Origin of the sequence: Herbihabitans rhizosphaerae (assembly GCF_004216555.1) — a bacterium.
Taxonomy (GTDB): Bacteria; Actinomycetota; Actinomycetes; order Mycobacteriales; family Pseudonocardiaceae; genus Herbihabitans; species Herbihabitans rhizosphaerae.
Genome location: NZ_SGWQ01000009.1, coordinates 156,071 through 180,380, shown reverse-complemented (window position 1 = coordinate 180,380; position 24,310 = coordinate 156,071). Strand labels below are relative to the sequence as shown.

Here is a 24,310-nt window from a genome sequence, read left to right as displayed (position 1 = left end):
GCTACCGCTCCGGCCCGGGAGCGGTCCCGCCCTGCTCACGCGGTGATCCGGAAGCTGTCCATGATCGCCGTCATGGTCGGGTGCAGCTCCTGCCACCGCTTCTCCAGTGCCGATCCGTCCACGGCGTGCAGCGTGAACGTGACGACGTAGACGCTGCCCGATCGGCCGATCGCCGCGTGCGACCGGACGTGGAACCGTCGCCCGCCGACCGCGGCGCCGTGGGTGTACTCGAGTTCCGCCGCGCCACCGGGCCGATCGGTGAGCGCGAGCCTGCGGTAGCCGGCGTTGTCGCGGTCGGTGCTCTCCCCGCGATCGCGTTCGGCCAGGTAGGTGTAGGCGCTGTTCCACGGCCGGGTGTCGCGCTGCACCTGAACGGTCAGCCCGCCGACGGTCGGATCGCGCTCCTGACCGCGCCACACCACATCGCTGAGCGCCGCGACGGCGGAGGCGCTCCTGAGCCACTCGGCCGGCACGCCGATGCTGAACCCGAGTGCTTCGCGGTACTCCTTGAGTCGCGGCGGCGGAACAGGTGCCGGCGGTGGCGGCCGGTTCGCCGGTGCCGGCTCGGTCGTCGAGGTCTCCGGTGCGGTCGCCGCGGCCTGCTCGCCGGTCAGGCTCCTGACCGTGATCGTCACGCCGATCGCGAGCAGGGCGAGTACGAGGATCGACACCAGCACCCGGCGCGATCGGCCCGGGGTCTCGTCTGCCCGCAGGTCCGGCCACGGTTCCGGCACCGCCGCCGGGCTGACCCGCGGCGGCGGCTCGGGGCGCGGGGGCCGGACGGGCGGGGGATCGATCGTCTCCTCCGAGTGCACGGGTCGTATCTCCGGCACTGGCGGTGACGGTTGGGCCGGGACCACGAACTCGTCCTGGCTCGGCGGCAGCTCGGCCATCGCGGCGGTGAGCAGCTCGGTGCCCTCCGCCACGTCGAGCCGCTCGCTCGGGTCCTTGCGCAGCAGGCGCTCGATCACCGGCCAGACCAGCGGATGGTCTTCCAGCGGCGGTGGCTCGGTGTTGCAGATCGCCGCCCAGGTCTCCATCAGGGACTCGCGCAGGAACGGGGAGTGCCCGGTCAGCGCGGTGTACAGGGTGACGCCGACCGCCCACAGGTCCGACGCCGCGGTGGCGTTCTGATCTTTGACCCGTTCCGGCGCGAGGTAGTCCGCCGATCCGACCCGGGGCTGGTCGACCTCCAGCGCCGTGGCCTTGTCGATCATCGCGATGCCGAAGTCGGTGAGCACCACCCGGTTCTCGTCGATCATGATGTTGCCGGGCTTGACGTCGCGGTGCAGAACGCCCTCGCGGTGCGCGGCACCGAGCGCGCCGAGCACCTCGACGCCGATCCACGCCGCTCCCCACTCGGACACCCGGCCGTTGGTGCTCAGCACCTCGGTCAGCGACCGGCCGGGGAGCATCTCCATGACCAGCCACGGCCGCTCGTCGTGGGTGACCAGGTCGTAGACGGTGACGATCGCCTGGTGCTTCAGCTTTCCGGCCGCGCGCGCCTCGCGCAGCGTGTGCCGGATGATCGCGTCCGCGCTGCCCTCGACGCGGAGGTGGAACTCCTTGACCGCCACGTCTCGGCGCAGGTACTCGTCCCAGGCGTGCCAGACCTTCCCCATGCCGCCGCTGCCCAGCTCGGTACACAGCCGATAGCGCTTGGCGACGAGGTCTCCGTCACTCGCGGACACGCGCGCACTGTACCGGCACGACCACGCTGGGTCTGGACCTACCGCACCGTGGGGTCTGGGGCTCGGGCTCCTGAAATGACGACGGGCGACGCGGCCTGCGCTTTCCGCAGGCACACGTCGCCCGAGTCCGTGTGGACGATACTGGGATTGAACCAGTGACCCCTACCGTGTCAAGGTAGTGCTCTCCCACTGAGCTAATCGTCCGAGGCGGAGGCGGGAATCGAACCCGCGTACAGGGCTTTGCAGGCCCTTGCCTAAGCCACTCGGCCACTCCGCCGTGTCCCCCGAGGGTAACCCTCGAAGAGCCCGACCTAAGCGGCCCGACAGCCTACTCCTGGGGGTCTGGGGGCTGGGCCCCCAGAAATAATGGCGAGGGGTTAGGTCTGCGCTTTCCGCAGACACACCACCCCTACCCCGAGCGGACGACGGGACTCGAACCCGCGACCCTCACCTTGGCAAGGTGATGCGCTACCAACTGCGCTACGTCCGCATGCCCTGCGTTCGGTCTCCCGCCCGCTGAGTGCGAGCGAAACTTTATCCGACCGTCCATCCGCGGTTCAAACCGGGGTCGGGTCAGGTCAGGTCGGTGGAGATGAGGTGGGTGAGTGCCTCGTCGACGTTGACCCAGAGGTGCTCGTTGCCCGGCACCACGACGTCGTAGGTGCGGTCCAGGAAGTCGGCGAGCTCCTGAGCGGAGGACTCGAACACGGCGTGCCCGGACGGGGAGCTCAGCTCGATCACGACGACCTCGGGGTCGTCGACGGCGGGGCGGATCCGGACGTCGCCGTCACCGGCGTCGGCGATCAGGCCGTCGGCGAGGAGGTCACGCGCGAACACCCACTCGACCCAGCCGGCCCGGCCGGTACGGAAGGCGGCAACGACCGCGTAGGGATCCCGCGTGTCGTAGCGCAGCTCGACCTTCACCGGCACCGCGGGCGTCCGCGGTGCGAGCAAGTCGAACACCGCTGTCGAGCGGAGCGTGACGTGATCGTTGCGCATCGAGCTACCCCTCTTCTCCCTTCCCCAGTCGTGCAACGACTGAGCACATCCCTTGTGACGCATCTGAGGCCGGAAAGGCTCCCCTCCTGGACGGACTTCACCCATCCGGGCCAGCGAAAATTCGTAGCGCTACCGGACTGCTGCAGTGCGTTACACTCGTACTCTCGCCACTCCATATTGGCGGGTGAACCGCCCATGGTGGCAACCATGTGGCGAAAAAGTTGGCAGTACGTGAGGAATCTCCTTACGGACGCGTCCGTAAGGACGAATCTCGTCGCCTCACGTGCGGTGATCGCCACGCTGGGACACCGCCCGCCCCGCAGACCCCCGCGTTCGCCATCGATCCTCTGCTGTAAGGTAGCTCCGTCATCGCGGCACTGACCGCGACTGGGGCGATTAGCTCAGCGGGAGAGCACTCCGTTCACACCGGAGAGGTCACTGGTTCGATCCCAGTATCGCCCACTCTCTCCGCAGACGTGTGTCTGCGGAATGCGCAGACCGGGTCGGTCGTCATTACTCCCGGGGGGGCCGAGCCCCCCCGGACCCCCCACGTTCCTACCGGGTCGCCTTCCAGCGTTGTGCGCCTATTCGGGCGCGGGGCGCCCTCATGGCGCGTTGGGGCAGGGCGGTATCGCCGGGTTGGCGGGTGTTGTCGGGCGGCGGGGCGTGCGATCTTGGTTGAGGATGGTCGCCGTTGATCGTTCCGCCGGAGGTGCCCGCATGACGTCCCGCGACGTGGACATTCCGCGGCGGATCCACCGGGCCGCCGTGCTCGACTGGATCATGCTCGGCTTGGCGGTCGTGTCCGTCGGGCTGCTGATCTGGGTCTGGATCGCGCAGCCGCCACGGGAGACCGAGATCCTGCTGTTCCGGGTGGACGTGGGGATCTGCGCGATCTTTCTGGTGGAGTTTCTCTGGCGGTGGCGCAAGGGCGGGTGGGGGTGGCGGTTCCTCGGGAGGAACTGGTTCGAGATCTTGGGCATGATTCCGGTGTCGCACCCGGCGTTGCGGGCCTTCCGACTGGTGCGGGTGATCGTCTTGATCGCGCGGCTGGGGCGTGCGGTGGATCGGACCCTCGGCGACGCGATCACCCAGCGGCTGATGAACCGCTTCCTGGCCACCGTGGTCGACGTGATCAAGAAGCCGGTGACCGTGGCCGTGCTGGACGAGGTGGTGCTGGTCCTGCGCACCGGCCACTATGCCCGCAACATCGCCAACGCGGTGGAGGAGAACCGCTCCGAGTTGCGTCAGATGGTGCTGGACAAGGTGCGGGCCGACCCGCAGATCGGCCGCCTCAGGATCCTGCCGTTCCACGACGAGATCGTCGGCGCGATCGTGGATACCGCCATCCGCGTCATCCTCGAGATGCTCGCCGATCCGCGCACCGACGAGATGATCTCCGACACGCTCCGGGAGAACATCGATCAGATCCGCTCGGCAGTCGGCGAGAACCTGCACAAGACGTGATCCACGCCACTGTCTCAATATGTTGTACGGGAAATAGTAGAGAGTTCAACGATGTTGTCGCCGTCGACACCCGTTCGAGCACAGGAGCGAACAACCATGACCGTGACCCAGGAGCAGGTGCTCGCCCTCGCCGAGGATAGCCAAGACCTGCTGTTCCGTGAGGCACGCACCGCGAACACGTTCTCCGCCGAGCCCGTCACCGACGAGCAGATCAAGGCGATCTACGACCTCGTCAAATGGGCTCCGACCTCGCTCAACATGCAGCCGCTTCGCGCGGTCCTGGTCCGCTCGCCGGAAGCCCGCGAGCGGCTCGTCCAGCACCTCGGCGAGGGCAACCAGGCCAAGACCTCCACCGCGCCGCTGACCGCGATCCTGGCCGCGGACACCGGCTTCAACGAGCACCTTCCCGAGGTCTTCCCGCACGCGCCCGACGCGAACACCTGGCTCCCGCCGGACAGCCACGAGCACCACGCCAAGCTCAACGCCTCGCTGCAGGTCGCGTACTTCATCCTGGGCGTTCGCGCGGCCGGGCTGGCCGCCGGCCCGATGACCGGCTTCGACGCCGAGGGGATCGACAAGGAGTTCTTCGGCGACGACCGGCACCGCACCCTGGTCGTTGTCAACATCGGCAAGCCGGGCGAGAACGCCTGGTTCCCGCGCAGCCCGCGGCTCGACTTCGACCGCGTGTTCCGCACCGTCTGATCGTCAAACAGGAAAGGGGCCGCACCAGTCGGTGCGGCCCCTTTCCGTTGTCCCGCAACGGTTTACTCGCGGTACTGACCCTGGGTCTGCACGTTGAGCTCGTTCATCTTCACGCCCTTCGCGCTGTTGGTGCGCGGGTCGTTGATCTCGAGCACGTCGAAGCCCTTGACCATGTCGGACGAGTAGATGTGGCCGTTGTAGTAGTAGGACGACCAGGTGCCGCCGCCACCACCGTTGGGCAGCGGGCCGCGCTCCCAGAAGCCGATGATCTGCGGCTTGGCCGAGTCGGTGAAGTCCCACACCCACGTGCCGCCCTGGTACCAGGACTGGACCATGATGTCCTTGCCCTTCACCGGGATCAGCGAACCGTTGTGCGCCACGCAGTTCTCCGTGTCCGCCTGCTGCCGCGGAATCTTGAAGTAGCTGCGGAACTCCAGCTTGCGCGCGTCACCGGTGCCGGTGATGTCGTAGATGCCGTCCGCGCCGCGCTCCGGGCCGGTCTGCGGGTTGCAGGTCGCGCCGCCGCCACCGCCGAGCTCGTCGGTGAACACGACCTTGGTGCCCTCGTTGTTGAACGTGGCCGAGTGCCAGAACGCGAAGTTCTTGCTGTCGGTGACCTGGTTGATCACCTTCGGCTTCTCCGGGTCGGCGACGTTGAACAGCACGCCGTCACCCATGCACGCGCCGGCCGCGAGGTCCTTGGCCGGGTAGGTGGTGATGTCGTGGCAGCCGCTGGTCGGCACGCCGCCCGGGTTGTTGATGTCGCCGCCGACGCCGGGGAAGCCGCCGTTCGGGAACAGCACCGGGGTGTCGATCACGGTGGCCGCGCCGGGGTTGGCCGTCGGCACCTTGATGATCGAGATCAGGTCGTGCGGCGGCTTGCACTTGCTGATGGCGTCCGACGGGCCGTAGGACGACACGTAGACGTAGACGTTCTTGCCGTCCTTGCCGGGCAGCAGCGTGTGGGTGTGCGACCCGCACTTGGTCTCGACCGACTTGACGTACTTCGGCGCCGACTTGTCGCTGATGTCGAAGATCTTCATGCCCTCCCAGTACGGCTTGCTGCCGTCGTTCTGGGCGGCCGACGCGCAGGAGTCGTCACTGCGCCGGGTGTCGGTGGACAGGAACAGCAGATTGCCGGACACCGACACGTCGTTCTGCGAACCCGGGCACAGCACCTGGCTGACCAGCTTGGTCTTCTTCGGGTTCTTCACGTCGTAGATCGAGAAGCCCAGGTAGTTGCCCTGGATGGCGTGGTTGTCGGTGAACGCGATGTCCGTGCCGACCGTGCCCTGGCCCTCCATTGGAGCGCGGAACGGAAGGTTCGACAGCTGCTTCATGTTGGGGCTGCTGACGATCGCGTCCACCGGCGGGATGTCGGACTGCGCTGCGGCCGGCATGCCGACCGTCGTCAGGGCGGCCGCGCCGAGCACGGCGAGCGAGGCTCGACGGCGCCAGCGGCCCGATGGGGTAGACCTCACGGTTTGTTCCTCCCGAGAGTTGCAGAGATCGTCAGTATTGCGCTCTGGGGCTGTCGCGCGAAGCGCCTTTCCGCGCTCGTTTTTCCCAGCTTTGTGTGGTAAATGGGAATGCTTGTCGTAGTAGGTTCGCGGCGGCGGATGTCTTTCGGAGAAGGTGGCGAGATGAAGTTGCGGGGAGTCGTCGGGGGAGTGCTCGGTGTGTGCGCCGTGTTCACGCTATCGGCGTGCACCGACGATCCGGTGCCGCAGGAGCCGCCGGCCGACGCCGCTCCGGTGATCCAGCCGGGCCGTCCCGGCGAGCCGAACAAGACGCTCTCGCCGTCCGAGGCGGGCAAGGCGGCTCCGAACGCGCAGCCCAACAAGGCCGATCTCGACTACGTGACCGGCATGATCGTGCACCACCAGCAGGCGATCGAGATGACCGATCTCGTCAAGCTGCACGGGGTGAACCAGCAGGTCAAGGCGCTGTCCTCGCGGATAGCGGACACCCAGGCGCCCGAGATCAACATGATGAACAACTGGCTGCGGCAGAACGGCAAGCCGACCGTCGAGCCGGGTGGCGGCGGGCACGGTGGCCACGGCGGGCACGACCACGGTCAGATGCCCGGCATGGCCACGCCCGAGCAGATGAACCAGCTCCGGGCCACCCGAGGGCCGGAGTTCGACAAGCTGTTCCTGCGGCTGATGATCGCCCACCACGAGGGCGCCCTGACCATGGCGCGCGACGTGCAGAAGAACGGCAGCGTGGTGCGCGTGCAGGAGATGGCCGACGACGTCGTGGCGACCCAGTCCAAGGAGATCGCCACGATGCGCGGCATGCTCACCGGGTAACCGGAAACCGGCGCGCGAACCTCGGAACTGCCTCGATAGCCTGTTGTGTGGGCGCACACAACATTGCGGTGTGCTCACACACAACAACCGAGGAGTCACCGTGTCCGAGCAGCGCCCCGCATCCGCCGCACCCGCACCGCGCGTGGTGGTCACGGCGGGCACTACCGCGGGTGCCGCCGTTCGCGAGGCCGGACTCCCCGGCAAGGGCCCGGACGCAGTGGTCGTCGTGCGCGACCCGAACGGGCAACTGCGCGACCTGTCCTGGTCGCCGGAGGCCGACGTCGAGGTGGAGGCCGTCGCCGCGGACACCGACGACGGTCGCGGCGTGATCCGGCACTCCTGCGCGCACGTGCTCGCGCAGGCCGTACAGCAGCAGTTCCCGGACGCCAAGCTGGGCATCGGCCCGCCGGTGAAGGACGGCTTCTACTACGACTTCGACGTCGACAAGCCGTTCACCCCGGAGGACCTGCAGGCGCTGGAGAAGCGCATGAAGCAGATCATCAAGGGCGCGCAGCGGTTCTCCCGCCGGGTGGTACCCAGCGTGGACGACGCGAAGAAGGAACTCGCCGCCGAGCCGTACAAGCTCGAACTGGTGGACATCAAGTCCAGCGACAACACTGTGGACACCTCCGAAGTCATGGAGGTCGGCGCCGGCGAGCTGACCATCTACGACAACCTCGACCCGCGCTCCGGCGAGCAGGTGTGGGGCGATCTGTGCCGCGGCCCGCATGTGCCGACCACCAAGCACATCCCGGCGTTCAAGCTCACCCGGGTGGCCGCCGCGTACTGGCGCGGCAGTGAGCACAACCCGCAGTTGCAGCGGATCTACGGCACCGCGTGGGAGTCCAACGAGGCGCTGGACCGCCACCTGGAGCTGCTCGCCGAGGCCGAGCGGCGCGATCACCGCAAGCTCGGCGCGGAGCTGGACCTGTTCAGCTTCCCGGACGAGATCGGGCCGGGGCTGGCCGTGTGGCACCCGAAGGGCGGGATCATCCGCCGCGCCATGGAGGACTACTCGCGCCGGCGGCACGAGGAGGCGGACTACGAGTTCGTCTACACCCCGCACGTCACCAAGGGGCAGCTGTTCGAGACCTCCGGCCACCTGCAGTGGTACAAGGACGGCATGTACCCGGGCATCCACATGGACGCCGAGCACGACGCGGAGGGCAACGTCCGCAAGCCGGGGCAGGACTACTACCTCAAGCCGATGAACTGCCCGATGCACATGATGATCTTCAAGTCGCGCGGGCGGTCCTACCGGGAGCTGCCGCTGCGGCTGTTCGAGTTCGGCACGGTCTACCGGTACGAGAAGTCCGGCGTGGTGCACGGGCTGACCCGCTCGCGCGGCTTCACCCAGGACGACTCGCACATCTTCTGCGCGCCGGACCAGCTCGCCGACGAGCTGACCAACCTGCTGCAGTTCGTGGTCGGCCTGCTGACCGACTACGGCCTGACCGACTTCACCGCCGACCTGTCCACCAGGCCGGAGAAGTTCGTCGGCGAGCCGGAGTCGTGGACGGTCGCGGAGGCGGCACTGGAGCAGGCTTTGAAGAGCGCCGGGCTGCCGTACAAGATCGACGCGGGCGCCGGCGCCTTCTACGCGCCGAAGATCGACATTCACGTGACCGACGCGATCGGCCGTGCGTGGCAGCTCTCCACGTTGCAGGTGGACCTGCAGTTCGGCGACCGGTTCGACCTCGAATTCCAGGACTCCGACGGCGAGCGCAAGCGGCCGTGGATCATCCACCGCGCGCTGTTCGGCTCGATCGAGCGGTTCTTCGGGATCCTGACCGAGCACTACGCGGGCGCGTTCCCGGCGTGGCTCGCGCCGGTGCAGGTGGTCGGCATCCCGATCGCCGACGAGCACGCGGAGCACCTGCGGGGTGTGGCGAAGTCGTTGCGCGCCAAGGGAATCCGCGTCGAGGTGGACACCGGCGACGATCGCATGCAGAAGAAGATCCGCAACCACACCACGCAGAAGGTGCCGTTCATGCTGCTGGCCGGCGGCAAGGACGTGGAGGCCGGCGCGGTGTCGTTCCGGTTCCGCGACGGCACTCAGGTCAACGGCGTGCCGGTGGACCGCGCGGTGGCCGCGATCGACGAGTGGATCACTCGCCGGGAGAACGCCTCGCCGTCCGCGGACGCGTTCACCTTCTGACGTTTCGCGAGTCCCGCGCTCAGACACCCCGAGTCCCGCGCCCTGCATCGTGCAGGGCGCGGGACTCACCGGTGCACAGCGCGGGACTCGCGCGTTTGCCGAGCGCCAATCCGACGAAAGTGGCGTGGGGCGTCGAGCCCTAGGATCGAGAGCATGTCCGTCGCCCGCTCCGAGGAGTCCGAGATCGTCGAGCAGGACGGCGTCGGCGTCCCCGATGCGCTGCAGCGCTTGTGGACCCCGCACCGGATGGCCTACATCAAGGGACAGGGCAAGCCGGAGGGGGACGCCGAGGAGGGGTGCCCGTTCTGCCGGCTGGTCGAGCTGGACGACGCCGACGCGCTGATCGTGGCCAGGGGCGAGCTGGCGTACGCGGTGCTGAACCTGTACCCGTACAACCCGGGCCACCTGATGCTGGTGCCCTACCGGCACGTGGCCGACTACACCGATCTGACCGTCCCCGAGACCGTCGAGGTGGCCGAGCTGACCAGGCGCGCCATGCGGGTGCTGCGCCAGGTGTCCTCGCCGCACGGGTTCAACATCGGCATGAACCAGGGCGTGATCGCGGGCGCGGGGATCGCCGCGCACCTGCACCAGCACGTGGTCCCGCGCTGGGGCGGCGACTCGAACTTCATGCCGGTGGTGGGGCACACCAAGGTGCTGCCGCAGCTACTCGGCGAGACCAGGGCGCTGCTCGCCGAAGCCTGGTGATCGAGTCCACTGTGGACACTCCCGATGCGTCCACAGTGGACGGTGTGTCACGCGTCGGTGCGCAGCGAGGCCTCGATCTCCAGCAGGATGGTGATCTTGTCGCCCACCATCACGCCGGCCTGGCCGCCGGTGATGCCGAAGTCCTTGCGGCTGATCTCGGTCGCGGCGGAGAAGCCGGCGACCTTGGCACCCTCGAGGGCCGGGTGGTCGGCGAAGCCGTTCAGCTCGAGGTCGAGGGTGACGGTCTTGGTGACGCCGCGGAGGCTGAGTTCGCCGTCCACCTTGAACGCCTCGCCGTCGGCCCGCACGCCCGTGGAGTGGAACGTCAGCTCCTTGTGGTTCTCGACGTCCAGGAAGTCCTCGCTGCGCAGGTGCCCGTCACGCTGCTCGTTGCGCGTGTCCACCGAGGCCGGTTCGATCGTCGCGGTCACGCTGGAGTCCAGCGGGTTCTCGGCGGTCACGATCGTGCCGGAGAAGGTGGCGAAGTGCCCGCGTACCTTGGACACACCGAGGTGCCGCACGGTGAAGGACACGTCCGAGTGGGTGGGGTCGATGTCCCACGTTCCGGTGATGTAGCCGGGGATCTCGATGGTCGTGGTCATAGGGTTCGCTCCCTGTGCTTGATTGTTGAACTCTCAACCGGACACCTTACTCCTGATAAGTTGAACATTCAACAAACGTCGCTAGAATGGGCGTATGGAACAGACCCGGTGGCTCGACGATGACGAGCAGCGCGTGTGGCGCTCGTTCATCACGGCGTCCGGCGTCCTCAAGGAGGAGCTCGACCGTCAGCTCCAGCGCGACTCCGGGATGCCATACGGCTACTACGGAATCCTGGTCGCGCTGTCCGAGGCGCCCAACCGCGAACTGCGGATGAGCGAGCTGGCCTGCTCGAGTTCGGCGTCCCGCAGCCGGCTCTCGCACGCGGTGTCGCGGCTGGAGGAGGCCGGCTGGGTGAACCGAAGGGCGTGCCCCGACGATCGCCGAGGCACCTTCGCCAAGCTCACCGACGAGGGATACCGGGTACTCGAACAGGCCGCGCCGGGTCACGTGGCCGCCGTGCGCGAGTGGCTGTTCGATCAGCTCACCCCCGAGCAGGTGCGTGCGCTCGGCGAGATCAGCGCCGCGATCCTGGAGGGTTTCGGCGCCTCCAGCGAGAACCTGCCGCCCATGCCGCCTACCTGACCGCGATGGGTGCGCACCTGGGCCGTTAGGCTTCCGTGCGGCCCGTCACCCGCGCAGGTAGGTCTGACCCGAGCATGCTGAACATCTTCGCCCGTGCCTCGGTCTCCCGCGTCACCGATCCCATCGGCGCGGCGCTGGTGCGCATCGGTCTCACGCCCAACGGGATGACCCTGCTCGGCACCGCCGGCGCGGTGATCGGCGCGCTGTGGCTGTTCCCCAGCGACGAACTGCTCGCCGGCACCTTCGTGGTGTGGGGCTTCGCCATGTTCGACCTGCTGGACGGCGCGATGGCGCGGGCGCTCGGCGGCGGGAGCAAGTTCGGCGCGGTGCTCGACGCGAGTTGCGACCGGATCGCCGACGGTGCGCTGCTGGCCGGTGTCACCTGGTGGTGCTTCGTCGAGGCGCGCAACCACGCGCTCGCCGCCGCCGCCCTGATCTGTCTGGTCTCGGCGCAGGTGATCTCCTACATCAAGGCGCGCGCCGAGGCGTCCGGGCTGTCGGCCAACGTCGGCGTGGTCGAGCGCGCGGAACGCCTGATCATCACGCTGGTCGGCACCGGGCTGTACGGCCTCGGTGTGCCCTACGCGGTGCACGTGGCACTGTGGCTGCTCGCGGTGCTCTCGCTGGTCACGGTCGTGCAGCGGATCGTGGCGGTGCGCCGGTCCGCACTGTCCGCCACGGACGGGAAGGTTGAGGGATGAGCGATCTCCAGGGGCGGCTGAAGTCACTCGGATTCAGGGTGGCGTGGCGTACCCAACGAGTCTTACCGGAGAAGCTGGTCTGGGCGGTCTGCCGGTACGCCGCCGACCGTGCCGCCCGCAAACGTGGACCCGGCACCGAGCAACTCCGCCGGAATCTGGCCAGAGTGGTGCCGGCCGCCGGCGAGGTCGAACTCGACGACCTCGTCCGCGAGGGTCTGCGGTCCTACGCGCGCTACTGGATGGAAGTCTTCCGGATGCCGCTGATCGGGCTCGACGGCATGCACCGCAAGGTCGACCCGCACGTGTACGGCCGGGAGAACCTGGACGCCGCGCTCGCCAAGGGCAACGGGGCGATCGTCGCGCTCACGCACAGCGGCAACTGGGAGGTCCTCGGTGGGTGGGTCGCCGCTCATACCGGCCATCTGGCCACGGTCGCCGAACGCCTGCAGCCGGAGAGCCTCTACCGGCGGTTCACCAAGTTCCGCGAGTCGCTCGGCATGGAGGTCGTCCCGCACATCGGGGGAGACCAGTCCGCGGCGACGGTGATGGCCCAGTGCCTGCGGGACAACAAGTCCATCGCGCTGCTCGGAGACCGCGACCTGACCTCCTCCGGCATTCCGGTCACCTTCTTCGGCGAGCGGACCAGGATGCCGGCCGGCCCCGCCTACCTGGCCGCGCGCACCGGCGCCGCGCTGATCCCGCTCGGCCTCTGGAACACCGAGGACGGCTGGGCCATGCGCTTCCACCCGCCGATCAAGGTGGACAACACCAAGGCGATCGGTGCGGCCACCCAGGCGCTGGCCGACGTGTTCGCGGCCGACATCGCCGCACACCCGACCGACTGGCACATGCTGCAGAAACTCTGGGTCGCCGACCTGCCCGAGGAGGAGCAGGCCGCGCTGGCCGCCAAGGACGCCGTGCGCGGGAGGAAATCCGGGTGAGGATCGGCGTGGTGTGCCCGTACTCCTTCGAGGTTCCCGGAGGAGTGCAGGCGCACGTCGTCGATCTCGCGCGGGCGCTGGGCCGGCTCGGCCACGACGTGGACGTGCTCGCGCCGGCCGACGAGGACACCCCGTTGCCCGACTTCGTGAGCCCGGCCGGCCGCTCGGTCGGGATCCCGTACAACGGCTCGGTGGCGCGGCTGTCGTTCGGACCGGTGTCGTTCGCGCGGGTGCGCCGCTGGATCCGCGAGCACGAGTTCGACGTGCTGCACCTGCACGAGCCGATCGCGCCGAGTCTGTCGATGCTGGCGCTGATGTTGGCCGACGGGCCGATCGTCGCGACGTACCACACGTCCAACCCGCGCTCCCGCACGCTGAGTGCCTTCCAGATCGTGCTGCAGCCGTTCCTGGAGAAGATCACCGCGCGGATCGCGGTGTCCGCGCTCGCGCGCCGCGTGCAGGTGGAGCACCTCGGCGGCGACGCGGTGGAGATCCCGAACGGCGTGGACGTCGACTTCTACGCGCGGGCCACACCCCTGGACGACTACCCGCGCGAGGGCGGCACGATCGGCTTCGTCGGCCGGTTCTCCGAGCCGCGCAAGGGAATGCCGGTCCTGCTGGACGCCGTGCGTACGCTCGCGCCGACGATGCCGGACCTGCGGCTGCTCGTGGTCGGGCGGGGCGACGAGCAGGCGCTGCGCCGCGAGGCCGGGCCGGAACTGGCCGATCGCCTGGTGATCCTCGGGCAGGTGGACGACGAGACCAAGGCGCGCGTGCTGCGCAGCGTGGACGTGTACTGCGCGCCCAACACCGGCGGCGAGAGCTTCGGGATCATCCTCACCGAGGCGATGTCGGCCGGTGCGGTCGTGGTGGCCAGCGGGCTGGACGCGTTCCGGCGCGTGCTCGACGACGGGCGGGCCGGCGTGCTCGCTCCGGTCGGTGACGCCGGCGCGCTCGCGGAGGCGTTGCGTGGCGTGCTCACCGACCAGGCGCGGCGCGCCGATCTCGCGGCGAACGCCCGCCGGCGGGTGGCGGCGTTCGACTGGACGGTGGTGGCCGGGCAGGTGTTGCGGGTGTACGAGTCGGCGATCGCCGCTGATCCCCGCCGGGTCGGCGAGTCCGGAGTCGAGACGCCATGAGCACGTTGATCACGCTGCTGGTCATTCTGCTGGTGCTCGTATTGCTGGTCGGCCCGTGGCTGGTCGCGACGGCCAACCGGCTGGACCGGCTGCACGTGCGCACGGACGCCGCGTGGGCGGCACTGGACGCGACGCTGGCCCGCCGGGCCGTGCTCTCCCGCGCGATCGCCGCGGCCGGGTGCCTCGGTCCGGATCGCGCCGACCGGCTGCGCGCCGTGGCCGAGCGCGCCGAGCACACCCCGCGCGGCGACCGCGAGGAGCAGGAGAACGAGCTGAGCGGGCTACTGTCCGAAGTGGACAGAGCACGGCTGCCGCTGGTGCTCGCGGCCGACCTGGTGGACGCCGAGCAGCGGGTGGTGATCGCCCGCCGAGTGCACAACGACGCCGTGCGCGACACGCTCGTGCAGCGCCGCCGCCGGGTGGTGCGCTGGCTGAAACTGGCCGGCACCGCGCCGCGCCCGGAGTACTTCGAGATCGTCGAGCCGGCGCTGGGCGAGGACGGCGGCGTGCCGTTGCCCCGGCCGTCCGCGCGGTTGCTGCTGGTGGACGGCGACGACCGGGTGCTGTTGTTCAACGGCCACGATCCGGCGCGGCCGGGCGACTCGTTCTGGTTCACCGTCGGCGGCGGCGTCGAGCCCGGCGAGGACCTGCGCACCGCCGCCGTGCGCGAGGGCGAGGAGGAGACCGGCATCCGGCTCGCCGAGACGGACCTGGTCGGCCCGGTGTGGCGGCGGCGCGTGCAGTTCAGCTTCGACGGCCGCAACTACGACGGCGAGGAGTGGTTCTTCCTGGCCCGGCTGTCGCCCGAGGACGGCGTGGCCGCGGAGGTGTTCGTGGACACCTCGCGGTTCACCGACCTGGAGGCGCGCACGGTGGACAACTACCGCTGGTGGAGTGCCGCGGAGCTGTCCGACACCGACGAGACGGTGTTCCCCGCTCAGCTCGGCGAGCTGTTGCCCGAGTTGCTCGCGTCCACTTGGGACGGTCGGCTGCGCGCGGTCAGGTAGCGGGCGCTTGGTCGATCGGCTCGCCGAACAGCGCCATGAGGGTGTCGTAGAAGGCGGGCGCCAGTTGGGTGATGGCCTCGGCGCCCTTGGTGTAGAGGCAGTAGCGGATGCGGTCGGACATGCCGCCGACCACGAGGTCGAACGCCTCGTCCGGTAGTGCCGGCCGGTCCGGGTGTTCCTTGCGTACCAGGTGGTTGTAGGTGAGGCGGTACAACTCGGCGATGCGTCCGATCCGCCGGTGGTACATCGCGGCGATCTCCGGGCCGGCGGCCAGGCACTCGATCTGCAGCGTCCAGGTCGCCTTCGGCTGCTCGGCCAACATCGCGAGGTACTTCTCCAGCGCCAGCCGGATGGCGCTGCGCCAGTCGGTGTACGGGCGTTCGCTCAGTGGACGGTTGATCTCGCCCAGCGCCGCTGCCGCCCCCGCACGGAACGCGGCGACGAAGCAGGCTTGCTTGGTGGGGAACAGGTTGTAGAACGCCTGCCGGGACACGCCGGCGCGTTCCACGATGTCGCCGATCGTGACAGACGCGTACCCCTTCTCCGCGGCGACCTCCAGGAACGCGACCAGGATCCGGGCGCGCTGGGACGCCGCGACCTCGTCCGCCGTGAGCCGGTGCCGGCTCGGCAGCCGCTGCCCGACGGCGGCGAAGGCCTCCACGCCGGTCAAGATTCGGCGCTCGCCCATGGCACCTCCTCTGCGTGTCTTGTGCTGTGACGTGGTCATGCTGGCCGAACGCCGTTCAAAAACGCTACCGTACTCGAAATACTGTGCGGTACGCGGAGAACTCATCGGTACTTGAACCGAATGGAAGGCCCCACCTCATGTCCCGTCTCGGAAGGTCGTACCAGTACGCGGTCGCCGGTGTTCTGCTGAGCCTGCTGCTCCTGGCCGGTTTGACGACGGCCCCCGCCCCGGCCCGGGCACAGGAACCGCGGATCGTGGATGTGGGGGTGACCTTCCAGGTCAAGAACGTCAACCGCTCGAAGCTGCCGTGCGGCGCGGACGGCTCGGATGTCACGTTGGTCGGCCGGATGGTCGGTCCGGCGTCCGTGCTCGCGAACCAGGACGGCCACGCGCCGGTCACCCTGTACTCCCACGAGTTCAGCTTCGGCAAGTGGTTCTGGCACTTTCCCGACCCCACGTACGACTACGCGACGCTGATGGCCGGTCAGGGGCACGTGTCCATTCTGGTGGACCGGATCGGGTACGGGGACAGCACGCACCCGAACGGATTCCAGACCTGCATGGGTGCCGCGGCAGACCAGATCAACCAGATCGTGACCCAGGTACGAGCCGGGACGTACCAGACCGACAGCGGGGCGCCGCGTTCCTTCGACAAGGTCGTGCTGGCCGGGCATTCGGGCGGCGCGATGGCCTCCGAGATCGCCGCGTACTCCTTCGGCGGTGTCGACGGTCTGGTGGTGTTCGCGCACGCCAATCAGGGGCCCACCCTGCGCGGCGTCAACGAGGGCCTGGTGCAGGGGGGTATCTGCTTGCTGGGCGGTCAACCCGCCGGACCGGGCTTGCCGGGTGGCTACGCGTACTACGGTCAGACGGCTGACGATTGGCAGCGAAACTTCTTCGCTGGCGCGGATCCCCGCGTCGTGGCCGCCGCGACCCCGATGCGGCACCGCGACCCGTGCGGAAACGCCTTCTCCTTCGCCGCCGGTCTGCTACCGAACGGCGCGAACCTCCGCCAGATCACCGTCCCGGTCCTGCTGCTCTACGGCCTCAGCGACGCCCTGTACGACCAGCCCGCCGCAGGCGAGGCCGAGAAGCGCCTTTTCGCCCCCAACCCCGACGTGACCTTGAAGTTCTTCCCGAACAGTGGCCACGCCCTGGCCCTTCAGCACACCGCCCCTGACGTGCGCGCCACCGTGTCAGGCTGGCTCACCGCCCACGGCCTCAGGTGAGGGCCTGGCGGGCGACCACGATCGCGGTCTGGTCGAGCAGGTGCCGCGCGCTGTCGAGCAGCGCGTCGTGGCGGCCGGGCTCGCGATCCGCCCACGGCAGCAGCACCCGCACGCACTCGCGCAGGAAGGTCAGCGCCTCGGCGTGGCGGCCGCCCCGGATCAGCGCGATCCCGAGCTGGTACAGGCCGTACGCCATGTCGATCTCGGCGGTGGGCGAGTAGCGGGCCATGCCACGGTAGATCGACATGCCCTCCTCGAACACGTCCAGCGCGTCGTCGAAGGCGGCCCCGCTGTGCAGCCACACCACGCCCTGCGCGGTCAGCGCCGCCGGGAGCTGCTTGGCGTAGCCGTCCTCCTCGACCACGTTCTCCCGCACCAGCGCCACCGCCTCGTTCACCGCGGCCACCGCCTCGACGATCTGGCCGGCGTCGATCAGGCTGTACGCGCGCTCGACCAGATGGCCGGCGATCACCGCCTCACGCGGCGCCCAGTCGGTCGGCGATTCGGCCATGGTCGGCAACTGGTCGACGAAACCCATCGTGTGTCTCCCCACCTCGTCAGATGGGCCAAGTAGACCGTGGTGGACGGGGAGAAACATCCGCCATGATGCGCAAACAACCGAGGGTCAGACCCGCGCCGGCCTTCTGAGCAGGCGCGCGACCGCGATCGTGACCCCGGCCAGCAGGGCGGCCAGCACGATTCCGGTGACCTGCATGCCGTTCGTGAACGCGTCCCTGGTCACCGCGAGCAGCTCCGCACCGGTGCCGGAGGGCAGGTTCCCGGCGGCCGCGACGGCGCTGCCCAGGGTGTCGCGTGCCTCCGGCGGGGCGGCCGCCGGCAGGCTGTCACCGCTCACCAGGCCGCGGTAGACGGCGGCGCCGATGCTGCCCGCGATCGCCACCCCGAGCGCGATGCCCAGCTCGTTGCCGGTCTCGGCGGTGCCGGACGCGGTGCCGGCGCGCTCCGGCGGCGCGCTGCCGATGATCAGGTCGTAGGTCAGCGTCATCGCCGGGTTGATCGCCAGGTTGAGCACGGTGAACCCGACGACCACGAGCCCGAGGTCCGCGGTGCCCGCCGCCGACACGATCAGCAGGCCCAGCACGCCGGTGGCCAGCGACACGGTGATCAGGCTCGCGGCGCTGAACCGGCGGCTCAGCGTCGGCACCACGAGCGTGCCGGCGATACCGGCGACCATGGCCGGAATCGTCCAGATGCCTGCCCGCAGCGGCGACAGGCCGATGACCAACTGCAGGTACTGCATCACGAAGAACTGGGCGGCGCTCAGCACGAACAGGCCGGTGGTCTGCGCCCCGAGCGACACGCTGAACCCGCGATCGGCGAACAGCGTGAGATCGAGCATCGGATGGCTCAGCCTGCGCTGCCGGCGGACGAACGCCCACCCCGCGGCGGCCCCGACTCCGACCGACAGCAGCGCCACCACGCTCACCCCGTGGTTGACGATCTCCTTGATGCCGTACACCACGGGAAGCACCGTCGCCATGGCCATCGCGACGCTGCCGAGGTCGGCCCGGCCGGCCGCGTCCGACCGGAACTCGGGCAGCACCACGCGGCCGAAGACCAGCAGCAAGATCATCACCGGCACCGCGGCCAGGAAGACGGCGCCCCACCAGAACGACTCGAGCAGCGCGCCGCCGACGAGCGGGCCGATGACGCCGCCGATCATGAAGTTCGCCGACCACACGGCGATGGCCAGCCGGCGCTGGATCGGATCGCGGAACATGTTGGTGATCAGCGCCAGCGTGGACGGCAGCAGCGTGGCGCCCGTGATGCCGAGCAGCGCACGCGCGACGATCAGCATTTCGGCGCTGGTGGAGAACGCGGCCAGAATGGAGGCCGCGCCGAACGCGGTCGCGCCGGCGAGGAGAAGTCGCCGCCGCCCGATTCGATCGCCGAGAGTACCCATCGGCACGAGTAGTCCGGCGACCAGGAAACCGTAGATGTCGACGATCCAGAGCATTTGGGTACTCGACGGCCGCAGTTCCGCGCTCAGTGCGGGTACCGCGAGGTGCAGCGCGGTGAAATCCATCGCGATGAGCAGCGTCGGCAGGGAAAGGACGGCAAGGCCGATCCACTCCTTGCGCCCTGCTCGCTCGGTCGTTTCGGACCTCGTCATCGACATCGCAGGTGCCCCTTCGGTTCTGGAGAGAACGATTCGTTCGGGGCAACCGTGTCGACGCGGCCGGCTGTTCCGCGTTTCGGCGAAACAGCCGACACTTGCGCAATTGGAATGACAATGCCTCGGTCGAAGGTCCTAGGACCTCCGACTCAGCCGCGTTGGCCGAATCCCGTGGCGATCTCGACGCGCGAGGAGAATCCAAGCTTGCGGAGAATTCGGGACACGTGCGACTGCACGGTTCTCGGTGAGATGAACAGCCGGCCGGCGATCTCGGAATTGGTGCGCCCCTGCGCCACCAGCTCGGCGACCCGCTGCTCGGCGTCGGTCAGGCTGTCCCAGCCCTGCTTCGGCCTGCTGCGCTTGCCCCGCACGCCCCGGCGCACGCCGGTGGCCCGCATCGCGGCGTCGGCCTGCTGGATCGCGCCGGTGGCGTCCACCCCGGCGTAGGCGGACAGCGCCGCGTCGTAGGCGGTCTTCGCGTCGTCCTTGTGACCGGAGGCGGCAAGCACCATCGCCACGTCCTGGGCGACCCGCGCCGTCGCCATCGGATTGTGCTGCTCGGTGAACTCCCGCTGCACCTCCCGCAGCAGCACGACGTCGCCGTCGACCAGGCCGCGGCAGTAGCGCAGCACGCTCTGGAATCCGCGCGAGTCGTCGGAGATCGTCTGCGCCATCTGGTCGACCAGCCGGCGGGCCAGCTCCAGGTCGTTGGCGGCGACCGCGATCCGCACCAGGTTCGTGCCGACCGCCGTGACCGCGAACCCGCTGTGCACGCCGACGCCGCCGTCGGCGAACTGCCGGGCGATGGTCAGCGCCTCGTCGTCCCGGCCGTCGAGGTGCGCCATCAGGGCGCGCAGCATGGTCGGGATCTGCTCGTAGAACGCGGCGACTCCGCGCACCTCGTGGCCGTCGCGCTGGATCGTGGCGGCGTGCGCGCGGGCGGTGTCGATGTCGCCGCGGTTGAGGTGGATCATCGCCGCGATGCTGCGCAGCATCCGGTCCAGGCCGTACAGATCCGGCAGGGTGAACGCCTCGTCGATCTCGGCGAGTGTGGCGTCCCACTCGCCGCGCTTCCACTCGAACAGTGCGGACGTGGCGTACAGCCAGGCCAGCGCGACCCCGCCCAGTTCGAGGGCGACCGGTCGCGCCTCGGCGATCACCTCCCGCACACCCAGGTCCCCCTCGGTGTCCAGGACTCCGGCCCGCTGCAGCTTGGCGACCAGCCACTGGCCCCGGTCGTAGACGGTCGTCTCCAGCAGCGCGTCGATCCGGTCGAGTACCTCGATCGCCTTCGTGTTCTGCCGGGTGACCACGAGCGGCGCGGCCTCGCACTGCAGCAGGTACACCTCGACCAGCGGATCGTCGCTGCCCTGGGCCGCCGCGACGCACTCGCCCATGCCCTGGAAGTCGCCGTTCTGCAGGCAGCAGAACGCGGCCAGCGCGGCGAGCCGAGGCGGCAGCGGCCCTTCCGCGCGCGCCGCGTCGAGCTGTTCGAGCGCGGTCGTGTCCGCGCGAAGAACGCTGAGCGCGCCGAGTGTCATGCGCGCCGTCAGCCGGGTGTCGGCGTCCGGCCGCGCGGCGAGCACGGCGTGCGCGGTCCGGCTCGCGTCGTCGAAGCGGCCGGACCAGAGCAGCGCCTCGGCGTGCGCCGCACGCAGCGGAAGTTGGCGGGGGTCACCAGGACCGAGCGCCGGCACGGCGTCGGCGAGCAGGCGCAGCGCGGCTGGTGTCGGCCGCTTGGCCAGCGGTTCGGCGTGCTCGCGCAGCCAGTCCAGCGTCCAGGAGTCGACCCCGCCCGGCGCGTCGGCCAGCTGTGCGGCGATCGCCGAGGGTGGCGCGTGCCGCCGCGACAGCACGTGCGCCACGTGCCGGCGCAGGCCGGAGGAGGTGTCGCAGAGGGCGGCGCGGACCAGGTCGTGGTGGAACCGGAGTACGCCACCGTCCTCGTGCACCAGGCCGGCCGCGACGAGATCGTCCACCACCGGCACCACGTCGATCGGCGTGCTGCCCAGCACCGCGGCCAGATTGTCCACTGTGGACTGATCATCGAGCACGGCGGCCGCGCGGGCCAGCGGACCACCCAGCTCGGCGACACGCGCGGTGACGCGGCGGGCGAACGCGCCCGACAGGCCGGTCGCCTCGGCGAGCGCGGTCAGCAACCACGGGTTGCCCGAGGCGCCGTCGCACAGCCGCAGGAATTCCTCGGACGGCTCCCGCACCAGGTTCGCGACCAGCGCGTGCGCCGTCTCCCGGTCGAGCGGCCCGACGTCGTGGACCTCGGCGGTCTTCTCCAGGGTCTCCAGCCGCCCGGTGCCGGTGCGGTGCCAGGTCACCAGCAGCGCGGGGGAGTGCGGCAACTCGCGCGCGATCTCGCGCAGCACCAGGATCGACTCGTCGTCGGCGTGGTGCAGGTCGTCCATGAGCACGGCGACCGGACCGTCGGCGGTCCACTCGGAGAGCAGGGCGCGCGCCGCCTCGGCCAGTTCGAGACCGGAGGCGACGGCGGTGCCCTGACCGACGAGCGCGAACGGCGTGTGCCGGCCGGCCGGGGCGGCGTCCAGGCGCACGACGCGCAGCCCCGCCGCGACGGCGCGCTCGGCCGTCGCGTTCAGCAGCGCGGTACCACCGGCCCCCGGCTCACCGCGGAGCATGACGAGCCGGCCCCGCCCGCCCACCGCCGCGCGCACGGCTGAGTCGAGTGCGGAGAACTCCGCGTCACGGCCGATCACACCCATCGGCCCATGATCGCACTCAGCCGGTCGCCTTGGCGGCCAAAGCTTCCGGAAGTGGCTCGTATCTGACGAACACGCGGGTGAACGTCGCCGAGCCGGAACTCAGCGAGCGCAGATCGATCGCGTATCGCAGCAGTTCGGTCACCGGGACCTCGGCGCGCACCACGCTGTGCCCGGCGACCTCGTCGGCCTCCGTGCCGAGCACCCGTCCGCGCCGGCTGGACAGGTCGCCGAGCACCGTGCCGAGGTGCTCGTCCGGCAGCCGCACGGTCACCTCGTCCATCGGCTCCAGCAGTGAGATCCGGCCCTTGGACGCGGCGTCCTTGAGCGCGAGCGAGCCCGCCGTCTGGAACGCGGCGTCGGAGGAATCGACGCTGTGCGCCTTCCCGTCGACCAGCCGCACGCGCACGTCCACCATCGGATAACCGTTGGCGGACAAGCCTTTCTCCAGTTGCGCGCGCACGCCCTTGTCCACGCTCGGGATGAACTGGTGCGGGACCGCGCCGCCCACGATCTTGTCCACGAACTCGTAGCCGGAGCCGCGCGGCAGCGGCTCGATCTCGATGTCGCACACGGCGTACTGGCCGTGCCCGCCGGACTGCTTCACGTGCCGGCCGTGCCCCTTCGCCGGCTCGGCGAACGTCTCCCGCAGCGACACCTTCACCGGCTCGGTCTCCACCTCGGCGCCGCCCGCGCGCAGCCGCGCCAGCACGACGTCGGCGTGCGACTCGCCCATGCACCACAGCACCAGTTGGTGCGTCTCGGCGTTGCGCTCCAGGCGCAGTGTCGGGTCACCGGCGACAAGCCGGGAAAGGTTGCGGGACAACGTGTCCTCGTCGCTGCGCGTCTTCGCCACCACGGCGACCGGCAGCAAGGGTTCCGGCATGGTCCACGGCGCCATCAGCACCGGATCGGCCGGCGCGGACACGGTGTCGCCCGTCTCCGCCGAGCCGATCTTGGTCAGCGCGCACAGGTCGCCGGCAACGCAGTAGGGCACCTCGCGCAGGTTCGCGCCGAGCGGGGAGTACACGTGTGCCACGCGCTCGTCCACGTCGTGGTCCTCGTGTCCGCGGTCGGCCAGCCCGTGCCCGGACACGTGCACCGGACCCTCGGGTCGAAGCGTGCCGGAGAACACCCGGACGAGTGACACTCGACCGACGTAGGAGTCGACCGCGGTGCGCACCACCTCGGCCACCAGCGGGCCGTCCGGGTCGGCCTTGATCGGCGCGTGCGGCTTGCCGTGCGGGTCGGTGACCTCGGGCAGCGCGTGCTCCAGCGGCGAGGGAAACGCGCGGGTGAGCGCTTCGAGCAGCTCGGCGATGCCGACGCCGGTGAACGCGCAGGCCGGGATCACGGGGTAGAACGTGCCGCGCGCGACGGCTTTCTCGAGGTCGGCGATCAGCGTGTCGGTGTCGATCTCCTCGCCGCCGACGTAGCGCTCCATGAGCGTCTCGTCCTCGCTCTGCTCGATGACGCCCTCGATCAGCGCGTTGCGCGCCTCGGTCATCCGCTCGAGGTCGGCGGGATCGGGTTCGGCGACCTTCGGCGGGTAGCCGTCGGAGTAGTCGAAGTACCGCTGGGTGATCAGCCCGACCAAACCGGGCTTGCCCGCGTCGGCCGGCAGGTACAGGGGGAGCACGCCGTCGCCGAACGCCTCCTGGCAGGCGGCGAGTTCGCCGGCGAGATCGGCGCGCGGGTGGTCCAGCCTGGCGATCACCACCGCGCGCGGCATGCCGACCGCGGCGCACTCGTTCCACACCGCCTTGGTCGCCTCGTCCACGCCCTCGGCGGCACAGACCACGAACAGGGCCGCGTCCGCGGCGCGCAGGCCGGCGCGCAGCTCACCCACGAAGTCGGCGTACCCCGGGGTGTCGATCAGGTTCACCTTCACGTCCTCGTGCATCAGCGGCGCGACGGACAGGCCAACCGACCGCTGCTGGCGCACGGCGGCCGGGTCGTGGTCGCACACGGTGGTGCCTTCGGTGATCGAGCCGGCCCTCGTGACCACCCCGGCCGAGGTGAGCAGGGCCTCCGCGAGCGTCGTCTTGCCCGAGCCGGAGGGCCCGACCAGGACGATGTTGCGCACTCTGGCCGGGTCGTCCACAGCGACCGCGGCTCCGTTCTGGCCACCCGCGTGGCCGTTGTCGGTGTGTTTGGCGCCCATGGCGGCCCCACCTCCCGGGGTTCGACGGCGGTGTCGGTTCTCCCTGGTACATCTACCTGTGGCCGATCTCACACCCTATCCAGTACTCGGACAACCTGGGTACGCCCAAGGAGGCGACATGCTCAGTCAACCGACGCCGAGCGCCCCGATCATGTTCGGCGAACCGTCGCAGGACACCGACCTGCTGCCGTGGAGCGACGCGGAACGGCGGCTCGTCGAGGCGCGCAACTACTGGAGCTTGCCCGCCTCTCCGGAATTTCCCAGTAATGGGTACCTTCCAGCGCACGCGGCGGTCGGTCTGTAACCGTGGCTGGTTCGCGTCACGGTCCCCTTAGGTGCGGTAGCCCGCG

General features: G+C 69.7%; 21 protein-coding genes and 4 tRNA genes. 13 read left to right on the top strand and 12 right to left on the bottom strand.

Annotated features, from left to right (window positions below):
* Positions 1 to 35: 35 nt before the first annotated feature.
* The 5 genes from EV193_RS24405 to EV193_RS24385 all read right to left on the bottom strand — a co-directional run bounded on the left by EV193_RS24405 (position 36) and on the right by EV193_RS24385 (position 2,690).
* Positions 36 to 1,691 (bottom strand): serine/threonine-protein kinase, encoded by a 1,656-nt coding sequence (locus EV193_RS24405; protein ID WP_130346806.1) that lies wholly within the window; start codon positions 1,689 to 1,691, stop codon positions 36 to 38.
* Between the two features lie 132 nt (positions 1,692 to 1,823).
* Positions 1,824 to 1,895: transfer RNA gene (locus EV193_RS24400), tRNA-Val, on the bottom strand.
* A 1-nt stretch (position 1,896) separates the two neighbouring features.
* Positions 1,897 to 1,968 (bottom strand) — tRNA-Cys (locus EV193_RS24395).
* Positions 1,969 to 2,108: 140 nt separating this feature from the next.
* Positions 2,109 to 2,181: transfer RNA gene (locus EV193_RS24390), tRNA-Gly, on the bottom strand.
* A gap of 83 nt (positions 2,182 to 2,264) precedes the next feature.
* Entirely contained in the window at positions 2,265 to 2,690 is a 426-nt protein-coding gene (locus tag EV193_RS24385) for an SsgA family sporulation/cell division regulator (protein ID WP_130346804.1), read from the bottom strand.
* Between the two features lie 390 nt (positions 2,691 to 3,080).
* Between EV193_RS24385 and EV193_RS24380 the strand changes: the two genes are divergently transcribed.
* From EV193_RS24380 to EV193_RS24370, 3 genes are all read left to right on the top strand, one after another.
* Positions 3,081 to 3,152, top strand: a tRNA-Val gene (locus tag EV193_RS24380).
* Positions 3,153 to 3,410: 258 nt separating this feature from the next.
* A complete protein-coding gene (locus tag EV193_RS24375; protein ID WP_130346802.1) occupies positions 3,411 to 4,157 on the top strand; it encodes an ion transporter in 747 nt (248 codons plus the stop codon).
* Between the two features lie 96 nt (positions 4,158 to 4,253).
* A complete protein-coding gene (locus EV193_RS24370) occupies positions 4,254 to 4,859 on the top strand; it encodes a malonic semialdehyde reductase (protein WP_130346800.1) in 606 nt (201 codons plus the stop codon).
* A 62-nt stretch (positions 4,860 to 4,921) separates the two neighbouring features.
* Here the strand turns inward: EV193_RS24370 and EV193_RS24365 are convergent, their stop codons facing one another.
* Positions 4,922 to 6,259 (bottom strand): LVIVD repeat-containing protein, encoded by a 1,338-nt coding sequence (locus tag EV193_RS24365; protein WP_242613646.1) that lies wholly within the window; start codon positions 6,257 to 6,259, stop codon positions 4,922 to 4,924.
* 243 nt (positions 6,260 to 6,502) lie between these two features.
* Between EV193_RS24365 and EV193_RS24360 the strand changes: the two genes are divergently transcribed.
* The 3 genes from EV193_RS24360 (at position 6,503) to EV193_RS24350 (ending at position 10,037) form a co-directional block, all read left to right on the top strand.
* On the top strand, positions 6,503 to 7,171 hold the full coding sequence (locus EV193_RS24360) for a DUF305 domain-containing protein (RefSeq protein WP_130346796.1): 669 nt from the start codon (positions 6,503 to 6,505) through the stop codon (positions 7,169 to 7,171).
* Positions 7,172 to 7,271: 100 nt separating this feature from the next.
* A complete protein-coding gene (gene thrS / locus EV193_RS24355) occupies positions 7,272 to 9,329 on the top strand; it encodes a threonine--tRNA ligase (protein WP_130346794.1) in 2,058 nt (685 codons plus the stop codon).
* Positions 9,330 to 9,482: 153 nt separating this feature from the next.
* Positions 9,483 to 10,037 (top strand): HIT family protein, encoded by a 555-nt coding sequence (locus tag EV193_RS24350; protein ID WP_130346792.1) that lies wholly within the window; start codon positions 9,483 to 9,485, stop codon positions 10,035 to 10,037.
* A gap of 47 nt (positions 10,038 to 10,084) precedes the next feature.
* Here the strand turns inward: EV193_RS24350 and EV193_RS24345 are convergent, their stop codons facing one another.
* Complete coding sequence (locus tag EV193_RS24345) at positions 10,085 to 10,639, bottom strand: YceI family protein (protein ID WP_130346790.1); 555 nt, start codon at positions 10,637 to 10,639, stop codon at positions 10,085 to 10,087.
* A gap of 94 nt (positions 10,640 to 10,733) precedes the next feature.
* Here EV193_RS24345 and EV193_RS24340 point away from each other — a divergent pair, with 94 nt between their 5' ends.
* The 5 genes from EV193_RS24340 (at position 10,734) to EV193_RS24320 (ending at position 15,010) form a co-directional block, all read left to right on the top strand.
* Complete coding sequence (locus EV193_RS24340) at positions 10,734 to 11,222, top strand: MarR family winged helix-turn-helix transcriptional regulator (protein ID WP_130346788.1); 489 nt, start codon at positions 10,734 to 10,736, stop codon at positions 11,220 to 11,222.
* 74 nt (positions 11,223 to 11,296) lie between these two features.
* Complete coding sequence (gene pgsA / locus EV193_RS24335) at positions 11,297 to 11,923, top strand: phosphatidylinositol phosphate synthase (RefSeq protein WP_130346786.1); 627 nt, start codon at positions 11,297 to 11,299, stop codon at positions 11,921 to 11,923.
* Entirely contained in the window at positions 11,920 to 12,864 is a 945-nt protein-coding gene (locus EV193_RS24330; RefSeq protein WP_130346784.1) for a phosphatidylinositol mannoside acyltransferase, read from the top strand. The genes pgsA and EV193_RS24330 overlap by 4 nt, the downstream gene beginning before the upstream one ends.
* Complete coding sequence (locus EV193_RS24325) at positions 12,861 to 14,003, top strand: glycosyltransferase family 4 protein (RefSeq protein ID WP_130346782.1); 1,143 nt, start codon at positions 12,861 to 12,863, stop codon at positions 14,001 to 14,003. The genes EV193_RS24330 and EV193_RS24325 overlap by 4 nt, the downstream gene beginning before the upstream one ends.
* Positions 14,000 to 15,010, top strand: a complete 1,011-nt coding sequence (locus EV193_RS24320) for an NUDIX hydrolase (RefSeq protein ID WP_130346780.1) — start codon at positions 14,000 to 14,002, stop codon at positions 15,008 to 15,010. Before EV193_RS24325 ends, EV193_RS24320 begins: the two co-directional genes overlap by 4 nt.
* Here EV193_RS24320 and EV193_RS24315 read toward each other — a convergent pair.
* Positions 15,003 to 15,698 (bottom strand): TetR/AcrR family transcriptional regulator, encoded by a 696-nt coding sequence (locus tag EV193_RS24315; RefSeq protein ID WP_165401489.1) that lies wholly within the window; start codon positions 15,696 to 15,698, stop codon positions 15,003 to 15,005. The genes EV193_RS24320 and EV193_RS24315 overlap by 8 nt on opposite strands.
* Positions 15,699 to 15,781: 83 nt before the next feature.
* Between EV193_RS24315 and EV193_RS24310 the strand changes: the two genes are divergently transcribed.
* A complete protein-coding gene (locus EV193_RS24310) occupies positions 15,782 to 16,927 on the top strand; it encodes an alpha/beta fold hydrolase (protein ID WP_130346776.1) in 1,146 nt (381 codons plus the stop codon).
* Here the strand turns inward: EV193_RS24310 and EV193_RS24305 are convergent.
* The 4 genes from EV193_RS24305 to EV193_RS24290 form a co-directional block, all read right to left on the bottom strand.
* A complete protein-coding gene (locus EV193_RS24305; RefSeq protein ID WP_165401488.1) occupies positions 16,920 to 17,465 on the bottom strand; it encodes a hypothetical protein in 546 nt (181 codons plus the stop codon). The genes EV193_RS24310 and EV193_RS24305 overlap by 8 nt on opposite strands.
* Before the next feature lie 87 nt (positions 17,466 to 17,552).
* Entirely contained in the window at positions 17,553 to 19,061 is a 1,509-nt protein-coding gene (locus tag EV193_RS24300) for an MFS transporter (protein ID WP_130346771.1), read from the bottom strand.
* Positions 19,062 to 19,213: 152 nt separating this feature from the next.
* Positions 19,214 to 21,799 (bottom strand): helix-turn-helix transcriptional regulator, encoded by a 2,586-nt coding sequence (locus EV193_RS24295; protein ID WP_130346769.1) that lies wholly within the window; start codon positions 21,797 to 21,799, stop codon positions 19,214 to 19,216.
* Between the two features lie 16 nt (positions 21,800 to 21,815).
* Entirely contained in the window at positions 21,816 to 23,960 is a 2,145-nt protein-coding gene (locus tag EV193_RS24290; RefSeq protein WP_130346767.1) for an elongation factor G-like protein EF-G2, read from the bottom strand.
* Positions 23,961 to 24,078: 118 nt separating this feature from the next.
* Between EV193_RS24290 and EV193_RS24285 the strand changes: the two genes are divergently transcribed.
* Positions 24,079 to 24,264, top strand: a complete 186-nt coding sequence (locus EV193_RS24285; protein ID WP_130346765.1) for a hypothetical protein — start codon at positions 24,079 to 24,081, stop codon at positions 24,262 to 24,264.
* Positions 24,265 to 24,310: the final 46 nt, after the last annotated feature.

What these genes read in the sequence shown, in the direction of transcription:
- EV193_RS24375 (WP_130346802.1), top strand. Translation starts at nt 3,411, where the DNA reads ATGACGTCCCGCGACGTGGACATTCCGCGGCGGATCCACCGGGCCGCC.
- EV193_RS24360 (WP_130346796.1), top strand. Translation starts at nt 6,503, where the DNA reads ATGAAGTTGCGGGGAGTCGTCGGGGGAGTGCTCGGTGTGTGCGCCGTG.
- EV193_RS24285 (WP_130346765.1), top strand. Translation starts at nt 24,079, where the DNA reads ATGCTCAGTCAACCGACGCCGAGCGCCCCGATCATGTTCGGCGAACCG.
- EV193_RS24315 (WP_165401489.1), bottom strand. Translation starts at nt 15,698, where the DNA reads ATGGGCGAGCGCCGAATCTTGACCGGCGTGGAGGCCTTCGCCGCCGTC.
- EV193_RS24330 (WP_130346784.1), top strand. Translation starts at nt 11,920, where the DNA reads ATGAGCGATCTCCAGGGGCGGCTGAAGTCACTCGGATTCAGGGTGGCG.
- EV193_RS24340 (WP_130346788.1), top strand. Translation starts at nt 10,734, where the DNA reads ATGGAACAGACCCGGTGGCTCGACGATGACGAGCAGCGCGTGTGGCGC.
- pgsA (WP_130346786.1), top strand. Translation starts at nt 11,297, where the DNA reads ATGCTGAACATCTTCGCCCGTGCCTCGGTCTCCCGCGTCACCGATCCC.
- EV193_RS24350 (WP_130346792.1), top strand. Translation starts at nt 9,483, where the DNA reads ATGTCCGTCGCCCGCTCCGAGGAGTCCGAGATCGTCGAGCAGGACGGC.
- EV193_RS24320 (WP_130346780.1), top strand. Translation starts at nt 14,000, where the DNA reads ATGAGCACGTTGATCACGCTGCTGGTCATTCTGCTGGTGCTCGTATTG.
- EV193_RS24345 (WP_130346790.1), bottom strand. Translation starts at nt 10,639, where the DNA reads ATGACCACGACCATCGAGATCCCCGGCTACATCACCGGAACGTGGGAC.
- EV193_RS24295 (WP_130346769.1), bottom strand. Translation starts at nt 21,799, where the DNA reads ATGGGTGTGATCGGCCGTGACGCGGAGTTCTCCGCACTCGACTCAGCC.
- EV193_RS24365 (WP_242613646.1), bottom strand. Translation starts at nt 6,259, where the DNA reads ATGCCGGCCGCAGCGCAGTCCGACATCCCGCCGGTGGACGCGATCGTC.
- EV193_RS24300 (WP_130346771.1), bottom strand. Translation starts at nt 19,061, where the DNA reads ATGACGAGGTCCGAAACGACCGAGCGAGCAGGGCGCAAGGAGTGGATC.
- EV193_RS24305 (WP_165401488.1), bottom strand. Translation starts at nt 17,465, where the DNA reads ATGGGTTTCGTCGACCAGTTGCCGACCATGGCCGAATCGCCGACCGAC.
- EV193_RS24385 (WP_130346804.1), bottom strand. Translation starts at nt 2,690, where the DNA reads ATGCGCAACGATCACGTCACGCTCCGCTCGACAGCGGTGTTCGACTTG.
- EV193_RS24370 (WP_130346800.1), top strand. Translation starts at nt 4,254, where the DNA reads ATGACCGTGACCCAGGAGCAGGTGCTCGCCCTCGCCGAGGATAGCCAA.
- EV193_RS24290 (WP_130346767.1), bottom strand. Translation starts at nt 23,960, where the DNA reads ATGGGCGCCAAACACACCGACAACGGCCACGCGGGTGGCCAGAACGGA.